At 42.6% G+C, this 13,688-nt stretch carries 11 protein-coding genes; 7 read left to right on the top strand and 4 right to left on the bottom strand.

The features are described from left to right. Positions 1 to 9: 9 nt before the first annotated feature. From mdh to GNIT_RS03560, 3 genes are all read left to right on the top strand, one after another. Positions 10 to 948: a malate dehydrogenase gene (mdh, locus tag GNIT_RS03550; RefSeq protein WP_014107761.1), complete on the top strand. Its 939-nt coding sequence runs from the start codon at positions 10 to 12 to the stop codon at positions 946 to 948. A gap of 267 nt (positions 949 to 1,215) precedes the next feature. Continuing rightward, on the top strand, positions 1,216 to 1,680 hold the full coding sequence (locus tag GNIT_RS03555; protein WP_014107762.1) for a tellurite resistance TerB family protein: 465 nt from the start codon (positions 1,216 to 1,218) through the stop codon (positions 1,678 to 1,680). A 66-nt stretch (positions 1,681 to 1,746) separates the two neighbouring features. Then, complete coding sequence (locus tag GNIT_RS03560; RefSeq protein ID WP_014107763.1) at positions 1,747 to 1,968, top strand: hypervirulence associated TUDOR domain-containing protein; 222 nt, start codon at positions 1,747 to 1,749, stop codon at positions 1,966 to 1,968. Positions 1,969 to 2,079: 111 nt separating this feature from the next. Here GNIT_RS03560 and GNIT_RS03565 read toward each other — a convergent pair whose 3' ends face one another. Beyond that, the gene (locus GNIT_RS03565; protein WP_014107764.1) at positions 2,080 to 2,529 is read right to left on the bottom strand and encodes a PA2169 family four-helix-bundle protein; all 450 of its coding nucleotides are present in this window, start codon (positions 2,527 to 2,529) and stop codon (positions 2,080 to 2,082) included. A gap of 223 nt (positions 2,530 to 2,752) precedes the next feature. Continuing rightward, entirely contained in the window at positions 2,753 to 5,362 is a 2,610-nt protein-coding gene (gene ppc / locus GNIT_RS03570; RefSeq protein WP_014107765.1) for a phosphoenolpyruvate carboxylase, read from the bottom strand. 195 nt (positions 5,363 to 5,557) lie between these two features. On the opposite strand from ppc, the gene GNIT_RS03575 reads away from it, so the two are divergent. Next, a complete protein-coding gene (locus GNIT_RS03575; protein WP_014107766.1) occupies positions 5,558 to 6,178 on the top strand; it encodes a BamJ family beta-barrel-assembly machinery protein in 621 nt (206 codons plus the stop codon). 148 nt (positions 6,179 to 6,326) lie between these two features. On the opposite strand, the gene GNIT_RS03580 is transcribed toward GNIT_RS03575, so the two are convergent. Further along, positions 6,327 to 6,812 carry a MarR family winged helix-turn-helix transcriptional regulator gene (locus tag GNIT_RS03580; protein ID WP_014107767.1) on the bottom strand — a complete coding sequence of 162 codons (486 nt, stop codon included), beginning with the start codon at positions 6,810 to 6,812 and terminating at the stop codon, positions 6,327 to 6,329. Positions 6,813 to 7,638: 826 nt separating this feature from the next. On the opposite strand from GNIT_RS03580, the gene proB reads away from it, so the two are divergent. Beyond that, complete coding sequence (gene proB / locus GNIT_RS03585; RefSeq protein ID WP_041246282.1) at positions 7,639 to 8,754, top strand: glutamate 5-kinase; 1,116 nt, start codon at positions 7,639 to 7,641, stop codon at positions 8,752 to 8,754. Continuing rightward, on the top strand, positions 8,751 to 9,998 hold the full coding sequence (locus tag GNIT_RS03590; RefSeq protein WP_014107770.1) for a glutamate-5-semialdehyde dehydrogenase: 1,248 nt from the start codon (positions 8,751 to 8,753) through the stop codon (positions 9,996 to 9,998). Before proB ends, GNIT_RS03590 begins: the two co-directional genes overlap by 4 nt. A gap of 480 nt (positions 9,999 to 10,478) precedes the next feature. Here GNIT_RS03590 and GNIT_RS03595 read toward each other — a convergent pair whose 3' ends face one another. Continuing rightward, entirely contained in the window at positions 10,479 to 11,315 is an 837-nt protein-coding gene (locus GNIT_RS03595) for a hypothetical protein (protein WP_014107771.1), read from the bottom strand. Positions 11,316 to 11,664: 349 nt separating this feature from the next. Between GNIT_RS03595 and GNIT_RS03600 the strand changes: the two genes are divergently transcribed. Then, positions 11,665 to 13,686: a glycoside hydrolase family 18 protein gene (locus GNIT_RS03600; protein ID WP_014107772.1), complete on the top strand. Its 2,022-nt coding sequence runs from the start codon at positions 11,665 to 11,667 to the stop codon at positions 13,684 to 13,686. The last annotated feature ends 2 nt before the right edge of the window (positions 13,687 to 13,688 follow it).

The raw sequence follows: 13,688 nt of genomic DNA on the forward strand, positions 1-13,688 counted from the left end.
GAGAATTTTATGAAGGTAGCTGTACTAGGCGCCGCTGGTGGTATCGGTCAAGCGTTATCATTATTATTGAAAACACAATTACCTGCTGGCTCTGAGCTAGCATTGTATGACGTTGCACCTGTTGTTCCAGGTGTTGCTGTTGATTTAAGTCATATCCCTACTGATGTTGCTGTTACTGGCCACGGTAAAGATGAGCTAGCTGAAGCACTAACTGGTTGTGATATTGTTTTAATTCCTGCGGGCGTTCCAAGAAAGCCTGGTATGGACCGTTCTGATTTGTTTAACATCAATGCTGGTATCGTTAAAAACCTTATCGAAGCAGTTGCAGACAATTGTCCAAAAGCTTGTATCGGCGTTATTACTAACCCGGTAAACACAACGGTTGCTATTGCTGCTGAAGTGCTTAAAGCGAAAGGCGTTTACGACAAAAACAAACTGTTTGGGGTAACTACACTAGATGTTATCCGTTCAGAAACTTTTGTTGCAAACCTTAAGGGTTTAAAAACGACTGAAGTTCACGTTCCTGTTATCGGCGGTCACTCAGGTACAACTATTCTTCCACTTCTTTCACAAGTTGAAGGCGTAAGCTTTACTGATGAAGAGATTGCAAGTTTAACAACGCGTATCCAAAACGCAGGTACTGAAGTTGTTGAAGCTAAGGCCGGTGGCGGTTCTGCTACATTGTCTATGGGTCAAGCCGCTGCACGTTTCTGCTTGTCACTTGTTGCTGCAATGCAGGGTGAAGCAGTTATCGAATACACTTACGTTCAAGTTGATGGTTCTGATGACGCTGCGTTCTTTGCTCACCCAGTACGTTTGGGCGCAAATGGCGTTGAAGAAATTCTACCATACGGCGACTTAAGCGATTTTGAAGAAAACGCTAAAAATTCAATGCTTGAAGGCCTACGTGGCGACATCAAAATGGGTGTCGATTTCGTTAACGGCTAGTGCATGTTGAGTTAGATGAAAGTAGCCGGCTGTTTATTAAATTAAACAGCCGGTTTTTTTTTGCTGATGCATTATGGTTGGCAAAATACTAAGCCGTTTATGCGACGTGTGTATGCGATCTAGAACTCTGATTGCTAATACAAACAAAACCAATTCACCGATAATTTCATATACATATTCATTCTGTTAAGAAAACAATGCGCATAAACTAAGGCGTATGGATGACACAATAGATTTGCATATCTTAAGCAATCAAAAAGGCTAGGCATGATAAATAAACTTAAAGAATTTTTTAAAAATGAAATTGCATTCAGTACTTCCGGTGGCTCAAAGGAGAAGCAACAGCATAGTTTAGAACAAGCCTGTGCTTTGTTGTTAATGGAAGTGTCTAATGCTGATTTTGAGCAATCGGATGTTGAAAAAGAGAAGATAAAACAGGTGCTTAAATCGTTATTTAGTTTGTCAGATGAAAAACTGGCGGAGTTATTCGAGTACAGCAAACAGGCAAGTAAAGACACCACGTCGGTACATCCATTTACATCAATGATAAATGACAGCTATGAGTACGACCAGAAAGTCAACTTACTCGGGTTAATGTGGAAAGTAGCATATGTTGATGATGAGCTTGATAAATACGAAGAGGCTGTCATTAGGAAAGTGTCTGAATTGCTGTATATCTCTCACAGTGATTATATAAAAGTGAAACACCAAGCCGAAGATGATAGGAAGTAGATCCGAGATACGAAAGTAAGCTTGTATCCGAAAATAAATTGATAAAAAAGAAAAGAGGAATTTAGCGTGGAAGGATTTGCCATTAATACGAAAGTGAGTTGGGATTGGGGTAGCGGCACAGCTGAAGGGAAAGTGACTTCTCGTTTTACCGAAAAAGTAACGAAAACTATTAAGGGAACTGAGGTGACACGGGAGGCTTCTAGCGAGTGCCCAGCTTATTTGATTGAACAAGATGACGGTGACGAAGTTTTAAAATCTCATAGTGAAGTGGAACGAGTAAATAACTAGCAAAAAAATAGGCCGCATGAGCGACCTATATAATCTATCTACTTACTAAGAACAGGTAATTAAAAGGTGCTTAAGACGCAAGTCTGAAAACAGCCTTATAAAAGTACGTACCTATTGCTTCATCGTCTCTTGCAATGCTTTCATCTCGTCATGCAGGCTCTGCGCCTCAGCCTTGACTGCTCGAAGGGTCACCATCGCGGCAGCCGGTTGGTCAGCACCCATGGCCTCGTCGAGTACCTCAAGCACTTTGTCCTCAACTTCTTCTAACTGATCCACAAAAGTGAAATCTTGATTTGACGAAATGCTGCTCGCTAATTTCGTGTACATCTTTCTCGCCTCTACTGCCCACGATGAGCCTTTCTCGACATCACCTTGCTCAGCGATAGCCAGTGGTTGCAGTTGTGCGATTGTCTTTTCTTTGTTTTCCACCATACGGCTAAATGCCGACTTAACCGACATGTTGTCGACTTCTTTCATCGCGTCTTCATAAAAACCAATCCCGGCATGTAATACTTGAATGACATCAGTTACTTTTTCGACTTGTTTTACTTGATTAGTCATAGATACTCCTGTTATTCGTTATTGGAAAAACGCTGCTTGCTACTCTAATTGTAGAGCAGCGTTACGTCCTCACTAAGAATAAAGCAACAGTTGTGCCTAATTTAAGGTGTTGATTTTGCTAAATTATATTTATATTTTTTAAGCATAAAAAAGGGACCCTTACAATTTTACATAGGGTCCCTTACATTCTTACAGGGTTAAGCTAGGCGCATATATAGTGAATTTACCCAGTGTTACGTAAACCAATAGCAATACCCGTAATAGTTACCATCATCGCCATCTCTAAAGTTGCGGTGTCGTTATCGTTGTAATCAGACGATCCTTCTTTACGGATCCGGTCTAACAACTCTATTTGCAAGTAATGCAATGGCTCGAGGTAACCGCCACGGATCTCCATCGACAGTTTGCCGTGCGGGTCATCTTCCATCATGTCGGTATGATCTAGAATGCGCAGTATCGAAGCAATGCTTTGTTTAAGCTCAGCGCGCAAGCCTTCGCCGAAGTGTTTCAGATTGTCAGGCACTAATCGTGCGTCGTAAGCTGCGCTGATATGAGGCTCAGCTTTTTTGAACACCATATCAAGCATAGACAATCTTGAATTAAAGAACGGCCAGTTATCAATCATATCCTTGACCGCTTCTTCACTACCGTCCTCGATAACACTTTCAACCGCTTTCATAACGCCTAACCAAGACGGCAACACCATACGCGTTTGCGCCCATGCGAATATCCATGGAATAGCCCGCAAGCTCTCGATACCGCCCTGTGGATTACGTTTAGCTGGACGGCTTCCAAGCGGCAGTTTGCCAAGTTCCTGCTCAGGAGTTGCCACGCGGAAGTAGGGGACAAACTCTGGGTCTTCTCTCACAACACCGCGGTAGTTGTCACGTGCTTGCGCTGCCATTTTCGTTATGGTTTCTCGCCACAGAGGCTTAGGGGCTGGTGGCGGGCAAAGCATTGCTTCAACAACTGCCGCTGCGTATATAGACAAACTGCGTTTAGCCAACTGCGGCATACCGAATTTGTAGCGAATAGTTTCGCCCTGTTCGGTTACTCTGAATCCGCCGGTCAGTGAGCCAGGAGGCTGTGAGTGAATAGCGGCTTTCGCCGGTAATCCACCGCGACCAATTGTGCCGCCACGACCGTGAAACAAGGTAAGATTTACTGACTTTTCTTCGGCAAGCGCGACTAAGGCTTCTTGTGACTCATATTGTGCCCAGCCTGCAGCGAGCGAGCCTGCGTCTTTTGCTGAATCAGAATAGCCGATCATGACATACTGACGACCTTTGATGTAGCCTCTATACCAGTCAATATCGAGCAAATTACGCATGACTTTTGGTGAATTATTTAAATCATCGAGGGTTTCAAACAGCGGAGCTACGGGCATTGGCCAACTCAAGCCTGCTTCTTTCAATAGCAACTGAACAGCCATAACATCGGATGCTTCTCTTGCCATGGATATAATGTAAATACCAAAACTTTCTCGACTGTGGCGCGATATCACAGCGCAAGTATCCAAGACTTCTTGAACGTCCTCGCTTGGCTGCCAGTTTCGCGGGATCAGGGGTCTTTTAGAGCTAAGTTCACGCAGTAAGAATGCCTGTTTATCGTCTTCACTCCATTGCGCGTAGTCACCGAGCCCAAGATAGCGAGTGAGTTCGCTGAATACGTCGGCGTGGCGATCTGAATCCTGACGAATATCCAATTGCAACAAATTCACACCAAAGCAGTGTACTCGACGAATGGTGTCTTTCAACACACCTTCAGCAATGACTGCCATGCCGCATTCATGCAATGATTCGTAGCAGGCTAATAAGGGTGTTAACAGCTCATCATTGTTTGCGACCCATTCTTCTAAAGGGAGCAGGTTGTCACGTGTTTTCTCTAATTTGTTTCTAATCGCTTTTAGCGCAGCTCTATAGGGTTCTTTCGCATCACCAACCATATCGCGCAATTTGTCATTGCAGTCATTCATGGAGAGTTCAATATACAAATCATCCATATCTAGGGCGAATAACTTAGCAGCTCTGCGTCGAGCAAGCATGAGAACTTCTTCGGTTACCTTTGAGGTGACGAATGGATTGCCATCGCGATCGCCGCCCATCCAAGAACCTATTTGCACTGTTTTAGCGTCGAGCGGCAGGGTAATGTCGAATTCGGCCTTTAGGTATTCTTCTAACTCACGTAAGAACTCAGGTACCGCTTCCCATAACGAGCTTTCAATCACAGAGAAGCCCCAGCGAGCTTCATCTACCGGTGTTGGGCGCACAGAACGTATCTCTTCAGTGTGCCATGCTTGGCTTATTAACGCTGCAATGCGATTTTTGATCTTCCCGCGGTCTTTGCTGCTCAAATCAGGTGCATGCATTGCTTCAAGCTGAGCGGCCAGCTGCCTGTGCTTATGAATGAGAGTGCGGCGAGTCACTTCCGTAGGGTGTGCCGTTAATACTAAGTCAATATTGAGACTCTTCACCGCAGCGATGACTTTTTCTTTATCTGTGGCGATGGTTTTAATTTTTTCGAGTGACGAAGCGAGCGATTCATCACGCTGATTTGCGCTGTTATATTCTTGCTCAGCAATATTGGCTAAATTTAAGAACTGAGCGAAAGCTCGTCCTATCGTTAATAGAGACTGATTATCTAAACTTGAAAATAAGGCGGTGAGGCGATCTGTGCTTTTTGTATCATCGGCATAAGAATCGCGGCCGTCCTGTCTGATTTGCTCTATTTTTTGTAGCCATTCGCTGCCTAATTCAGCTTCAATGGTTTCACCAAGTGTTGCACCCAAATAACGTACCGTATCCTTTAATTGTGCGTCGAGCGAATCGTTCATATTTCCAGTTTTCCTTAGTTAAAAACAACCACAACAAGATACTCATCATTAGGGCTAAAGTCTAATTCTTAGGTTTATAACTGACTATTAGTTGAGATAAGCAGCGAATTTTAAAGCTTTTGAGAATGTGTTAAGCTACGCCCGAAATTTTTATACGACTAACTTAAATCATTAAATTACTATTTTGGAGACCCTGTGTCAGATAAGTATTCAACAGTAGAATCACAAGCAAGTTACGGTATTGGTTACCAGATGGGTGAACAACTTGCCTCTAACCCTTTCGACGGACTAGACGTAGAAACAGTATTAACTGGTTTAACAGACGGTTTTAATCGCGCACAGCCACAAGTTGATAACAACGACCTACGTGCTGCGTTCACCGAAATTCACGAACGTATGCAAGCTGCTAAGCAAGAACAATTTGCAGGCGCAGTTGAAGAAGGTACTAAGTTCTTAGCAGAAAATGCAAAACGTGAAGAAGTTCTTACCACTGAAACTGGTTTGCAGTACGAAATACTGACTGTGGGCGAAGGCGAAAAGCCGACTCCAGCATCCACAGTTCGTACTCACTATCACGGTACGCTTATTAATGGCGACGTTTTTGATAGCTCTTACGAACGCGGTCAGCCAGCTGAATTTCCAGTAGCTGGTGTAATCAAAGGTTGGACTGAAGCATTACAAATGATGCCTGTTGGTTCAAAATGGCGTTTGTATGTACCACATGACCTCGCTTACGGTGAGCAAGGTGCTGGCGGCGCAATCGGTCCATTTAGCACATTAGTGTTTGATATTGAGTTATTAGATATTGTTGGCTAGTGATTGCCAAGTCTGTGGATTTGCGTTGAAGGCGTGATCTGCGGTGATGTAATTGAAATTAAATAGAAGGAAGCATTTTTTGCTTCCTTTTTTTTGCCTACGCTTATCTTTCAGCGTTGAGCAATCTTGCCCCAATAGGAGGTTTTCGCTACTTTTCTCTATCGAGCACTTGGATAGCACCAACCTCAAGCATCGGTGCGGCGTCTAAATTCTCCGCATCCATCATGATCGCAATGCGCTGCATGGTAGCAACCAACTGCGTTTGCTCCCACTCCTCCAATTTTTCGAAGCGGTCAATAAAGTGTTCTTGCAGCGGTTTTGGCGCATTTTCTAGTGCTTTTGTTCCGAGTTCAGTTAGGTGAAGACCCACTTTTCGTTTGTCTACCGTTGAACGCTCTCTTATGACGAGTTCTCGAACTTCGAGTCGGTCTAGTATATTCGTGACGGTCGCCGAACTAAGGTTAATGTTGCTCGCAATGTCTTTTACCATCACTCCATCATGAGCTGATATTTCCTGCAAAACGAAAAGTTGTGGCGCCGTTAAGCCAGAATCTTTGTTGAGTTTCTTGGAATATAAATCGATGGCTCTAATCACTTTTCGCAAGGAAACCAGTAATTCTTCATACTTTTTCATCGTTCAGCGGGGCTCGTTATAGTTTATTGGTATTAATTAGAACTCTATTAAAAAAGTGAGTTTTTATCGCTTTTATAGAGAAAACAGGGTTTATATACTATAAATAGATGTAAATTCAACCAATAATGCATGAAAATAGTTCGACATGGATCTATTTTTTCACACTTTGATGCGATTATTACATCAATTTAACACAATTAAACCCACTTAAATTTGATTTTAGTACCAAAAATAGTCAATAATATACGTCGACTTCTAATCAATCGAGTGCAATTTAAATATTATGGTTACGAAAAAAGGTCAAAACAACACAATGACCAATTTCAAAAAACACAACACCTTCGTACAATCTGTAAATGTGCTTTCCCTTGCGCATGGCGGTTCACACTCTCCTACGTGACTGTTTAACAACTTTGTCCTACTCCATAGGATAACTATTGATACGTTGAGTTCTATCTAGTTCATCGAACTTTTTATTATATTATTTAGTCGTTTTTTTTGTAAATTAATAACAAAGAAAAACCATGAGCTTAGATTCCGTCAGGATATATTTCGTAACAGCATAAGAAATGACGTGTATGCAATAGTCGCTTTACGTCAGATATTTCAACATTGATTTTAGATGTTCAAAAATTTAGTTTAGAGGAAATCGCTTTTTTATCTGAAAAATCAGAGATAAGAAGCAACAACCTATTAGGTTTGCCATAAGTAACGAAATCATCTTTATAATGATTGGAATGGCGAACGAAAGTAACAAAACCGCGAGAAACAGTATCGATAAAGTGAATGCTGTTCTACTAAAGAGATTTTAATTTTGGAGACAACAATGAGTTCGGTAAGTTGGAAGAGAATAGTAATAAAAGTGGGGAGCGCGTTAATTGCTCCAAACCAAAACGGTTGTAGTAGCCATTATTTATTAGGTATTGCTCAATTCATCGTACGTTGCAAGTCAATGGGCATTGAGGTGGTATTAGTCTCATCTGGCTCTGTTGCGGCAGGCGCGCATTTGTTTAATGAACAAGAAGAAGGTTACAAGCCTTCGATCGCGGTCAAGAAAGCAATGGCGGCAGCTGGCCAAATGGAAATGATGACGACTTGGGATCGCTTATTTGATTTTCCAACGGCTCAAATTTTGGTGACTCACGGTGATTTAAGAGATCGAGAGCGCTATATCAGCATTCAAGAAACGATATTTAGTTTGCTCGAAAACGGCATCTTGCCAATTTTGAATGAGAACGACACGGTAACCACCGATAAGCTAAAAGTAGGCGACAACGATAACTTGTCAGCGATGGTTGCAGCCGCAGCAGACGCAGATACCTTAATTATCTGTTCTGACGTAGACGGACTTTATGACAGCAATCCACATACTAATGCAGACGCGAAATTGTTGTCGTCGGTACCATTCATAACGGATGAAATTTTTGAAATGGCAGGTGGCGCAACTAGCTCAGTTGGCACCGGCGGCATGAAAACAAAAATAGAAGCAGCTGAAAAAGCAGTTGCCCACGGCATCGATACTTACATTGTTAATGGTTTTACTGTGCAGACGTTCAACACGCTACTGTCGGGTAAAAATCCAGGTACGCATTTTGCGCCGGATAAAAAACCAATGAACGAGCATTTACACTGGATGACACACACTTCAACCGCTCAAGGTGAAGTGGTAGTTAATAATGATTTTAACACTGAGCTTGAAGGCGACAGTGAACAACTTACTAGCAACGAAATCATTGCGGTAAACGGCGACTTTGCCGTCGGCGACACCATTTTGGTGAGAAAAGACGACGGTACTAGAATTGCAAACGCCACGTCAAACTACAGCAGTTGTTTGCTTAGTTTTATTGCCGAGCAAGATGATGAAGAGTTTGCTTCTAAGTTTGAAGACAGCACTGGCCCGATAATATCAGATAGTAATATAGCCCTACTGGAGGACAAATGAGTTTAATTAAAGACCTATCAAGAAAAGCAGCCGAAGCAGCACAAATCCTATCGGTTTTGGATGAAGCAGAAAAAAACGCTGTTTTAATGGATATGGCTAAGACCTTGCGTGACAATGCAAACGGTATCATTGAGAACAACGCTAAGGATCTAGTTAATGCTAAGAATAACGACCTAGCAGCGTCCATGATCGACAGACTGACCCTAAACCAAGAGCGCATTGAAGCGATGGCTGAAGGACTGGAAACAGTTGCTATACTGCCAGACCCTGTTGGCGTTGAAAGAGATTTAGGCACTCGCCCTAATGGTCTACAAATCAGAAAAATGAGAGTTCCGCTGGGTGTGGTTTGCATGATTTATGAAGCGCGTCCAAACGTAACTGCAGATGCTGCAGGCTTATGTTTCAAATCAGGTAACGCAGCCATTTTACGTGGTGGTAAAGAAGCATTGGAATCAAGCTTATTCATCGCAAACTTGCTTCAAGACGTGCTAGAAAAGCATAACTTACCAAGAGAGCTTATTTCGGTAGTACCAAACGCCGACAGAGCCCTGATGCAAGAGTTGATGGAACAAAAAGACTACATTGACGTGATCATACCGCGCGGTGGTGAAGGTCTTATCAACTACGTAACTGAAAATAGTAAAGTACCTGTTATTCAGCACTTTAAAGGTGTATGTCACCTGTATATTGACAAAGAAGCGGACATCGAAACCGCCATCAACCTGTTGGTGAACGGCAAAACGCAGAGAACGGGTGTATGTAATGCGCTTGAAGGCTTGCTGGTACATGAAGACATTGCTGAAGAATTTTTGAGTGTTGCGGGTCCTATTTTGGAAGAGCATTCTGTTAAAGTGAACAGCTGTGAAAATTCAAGCAAGTACTTTAATAACTCAACTGTGATTAAAACTGATGGTTTTGGTGAAGAGTACCTAGATTTAGAGATTGCTGTGCGCATTGTACCTACTATTGAAGGAGCTATGCAGCATATTGCCCGTTTCGGTAGTCATCACACTGAGGTTATTTGTACTAAGAACGAACTGACCGCTAAGCGTTTCCAGCGCACTGTGGATTCATCTGTTGTTATGGTTAATGCGTCATCACGCTTCTCTGATGGTAGTCAGCTAGGCTTGGGTGCTGAGATCGGTATCGCAACCACTAAGCTGCACGCCTACGGGCCTATGGGCTTGGAGTCATTAACTACTGAGAAGTATTTAGTGAATGGTGTGGGGCAAGTTAGGGCTTAGAAATAGCCCTGATAGGTGTGTTTAATATTGCATCTACGTTGCGTACATTAAAAGAGCGGCCGCATGGTCGTTCTCTCTTTTCTAGCTATTAACGTTATCTGACGTACGTTTTTTACAGCACTTTATGTCATACTCTTCGATATCACATATCGATAAACACAGCCTTTTAGCTTTCGACTCTGAATAAAACAATCTTATGACTAATGAGTAAAAGTGGGCTTCAGGAAAGTGAAGCACCGCTTGAATAAATAATCTTTACGTTCTGTTACTGATTAGGCGCTGCCAAAGGTCGCTGCTAACGACAATAATGCGAATAATTGTTTGTATAATAGTAATTCTAACTGGCTGCAAGAACAATAAAGAAAAGCCTGTGACACAGCACAGGCTTTATTATTGTTTAGTTGTTCTCGTCGACTTAACCGCAGTAAAAATTTAAAGCCCAAGAGCAGTTTAAAATCATTGTAGCTGCGACTTCCAAAACTACGCCTTAATTGTGGGAGTTGTCGTTCTGAGGCGGAAGACTAAAAGTCCTAGACCACCCAGTATTGCCAAACTCGCCGTTGCTGGTGCAACTACATTTACAGCCGTCGAAGGAACGTTGACGGCCAAAGATTTGAACTCGGCTGTTTGGCTTTCGGTATAAATACCCACTCTACCGCTCACAAATGTACTATCACTAACACTGTAGTCTATAGTCTGAGGCGTACCACTTTGCGCAACATTGGTAGGCACAATAGCGCCTTGTATACCACGAATGCTCTGCATCAACCCCTGAACTGAAAGACTAATTGAATCTGCAACACGCGAGATACTAAATTTATATGCAACGTCCTCAAGCCAAAAACTGCTATCCCAGTTTTTGATTGTGTTACTGCGACCATTTTCTTCTTTGACCAAGAAAAGGCCCGTTTTACCTGTTACGTCTTTCACACCGCTTGAGTTTGAACCATCTCCTTGACTCCAACCCAATCGATAATGATTGTTCGCATCTTGCCAACCAAACACTAAACCTAAGATATCGTCATCGTCACATGTGTTCTCAGCTTGACAGCTGGCGTTGTACGCATATGTAGGTGTAAAAATCCCGCTAAATGTAAAGTCCCCACCGAGTGTAAAGTCGCTGATAAGCGCGCCCGAGGAATTCCCCTGTTTTTTGGGAGCGTTATCATGTAACTGTACCCAATTTTCGTTGCTTAATCTGTCCGAGGATGGCGAAACAGACTCGGTCCACTTAGTCGTGTCGATTAGAATTTGCGCAGACTGTGCACTAAATGACAACGTCAATGCGGCTATACTGATAAAACGTGTTAGCGTCATTGATTACTGCTCCTGATGCTATATATGGCTAGAAATAATACAGGTCAAACCAGCTTTCAGCAATTTAATATAAGAATATTGTTTATAACTTTTTATACTTGTGTATTCTTTCTTATACCATACGAGAGCGGTGCAGAGAGAGACTGTGTAGATATCATGTAATTCAGTAATAAATCTTTTGAAGCCAACGATAGTATGCTCAAAAAACAATATAAAAGAAACGGTTGCCACTACAAGCAGCTAGTATTTGATAGCGACAGTTCAACGAAAGGTTATCAAAAAAGGTGACTTCATCGACGCACTGTAGCAAAATCGTACAAACTTTATTTACGAACACTCCTCTTATTTTATGTCATTAAAAAATTTAGTTGTAATTTTGCGAGGCTCTTGCTTTCTCATATTCATTGTTATTGGGCTTTGTCTAAATGTCTCAAAAACCTTCGCAAACGATGTAGTCATTGCCTATACTGATGAGCAGATGTGGCAATGGGTCAATGAAACTTATCTGCTGACGGAAAGTACAATCGAAAAAGAAGAGTCCTTGTTTGTTGCTTCACGGGTTCTTGGTCAATCTTGCCGTGTTAACTTAACTGTTCCGACCAACTCTGCCGATTTGCTCCAAGAATCTCTATATTGGGAAAAAAATTACGGGCTTGAGCTTCGCGGTGGCATTACCAGTGGGGATTTAGATAATAGCGAAATAGACGATGGGGGGCTAAGTTACCTTGAGCTCTCTTGGGATGTGCTCGACAACGGCTACAAAGAGTTCGATTATAGAGCGCAAGACTTGAAGCGCCGCGCTGCCCTTGAACGAATTTCTACACAGCTTGAACAAATAGCTAACCGCTACCGTTGTCGCAGTTATCAAATCGGCAAGTCCTTCGTTGGTATTGAGGCGAAGATTGCTGCTGCAAAGCTCGGCTTGATGGAGTCTGTGTATAAAATAGAACAAGAAGCCTATTTTAATGGTGGCAGCGATTTAGATGAATTACTGATTTCGGAAGAAGCATTATTTACACTACGTCGTCGGCTGGAGCAGCTCAATTCTCCGCAAAACTATCAACAGGAAACCTTCGAAGTACTTAATCTGCCTGCTTTTGACATCAATATTGAGCAACTGCTACAAAACATCGGCGATGACCCGAGGTTTAAAAGTGTTGTCGATCTCCAGCAGCAGCGCGCAGCTGCAATTAACCCGTATCAAGATGGTAATCGACTACGATTTTTCGTGCGTAAAGAATTCGATATATTGTCTTCTAATCGTGACGATTTGGTTGCAGGAGTTCGGTTTGCTGTGCCCTTGGTGTTTGCGGATAGACCAAATTATCAAAACAAGCTGCAGCAACTTGACCAAGAAAGAAGCCTTGATGAGTGGGAGCGTATAACAAGAGTGCGCGAGGCTTATCAAAGTTTTAGACAGCAGAGTGATAGAGTAATAACGCAAAACTATCGTTATCTGCGCAGCAAAGAGCGCATGCGCCGAGTTTTTAGCCGCAAAGCCATGGGTGACCCATTGATGTTACAAGCGGTTATCGCTCGGCTAGTTACTTATGTCGATGCTAGCCTTGAGCTGATTGCTGCAAAGCAAGGGTTGTTTGAAAGAGCGAATGCATTGTTTCTGACCTCAAGATTGGATTTTTCACCCGAATACATTCGCCCGCTACCCATGTCTATCGAAAACCACCGCTCTCGGCCCTACTCACGAGGAGTCTACATTTGGTCTGATGCCTTTAATCGGCTCAGTAACGAGCAAATATTATTGTTACTACAAACCAAATCATTCACACGAGTAATGCTGTCTTACAGTAAGATGACAGACAAACAAAAGCTGGCCAATTTTATGCAAAGCGCCCAGCAAAAAGGCATCAAGATTGAGTTGATGCTCAGTGATAATCAATGGGTTTACGAGCGTAACCATATGAAAGCTGCGCAAACGGTCGCGGCGCTGACGATGCAAACTGATCATATTCATCTGGATATTGAACCCCAAGCCCTGGATAGTTACGCTGAGGAAAAGGAGCAATACCAACAGCGCTTTATTGACATGCTCAAAGCGATACGCTTGCAGTCGCCCGATGTTTATTTGAGCATAGCCGTTCCTTTTCACTGGGAGCTAGAAACCTACCGTAAAGTCGCGGCATTGACTGATAAAGTTGTGGTGATGAACTACGAAAATGACCGTGTTGATACGCTAGTACGTCGAATGAAAAATATTTTGCAGGTTGTACCTAAGTCGAAAGTAGCTATGGCCGTTAGACCAAATGATTTTTCTACAAATTTTGCGCTTGAAGAGAGCCTGAAGCTAGTGAATAAAGCATCGGGGGTTGACGAGTTTGTAATGCATAAACTTGCTGACCTAGTTAATGAATAAGG

It is taken from the genome of Glaciecola nitratireducens FR1064, from assembly GCF_000226565.1.
GTDB lineage: Bacteria > Pseudomonadota > Gammaproteobacteria > Enterobacterales > Alteromonadaceae > Glaciecola > Glaciecola nitratireducens.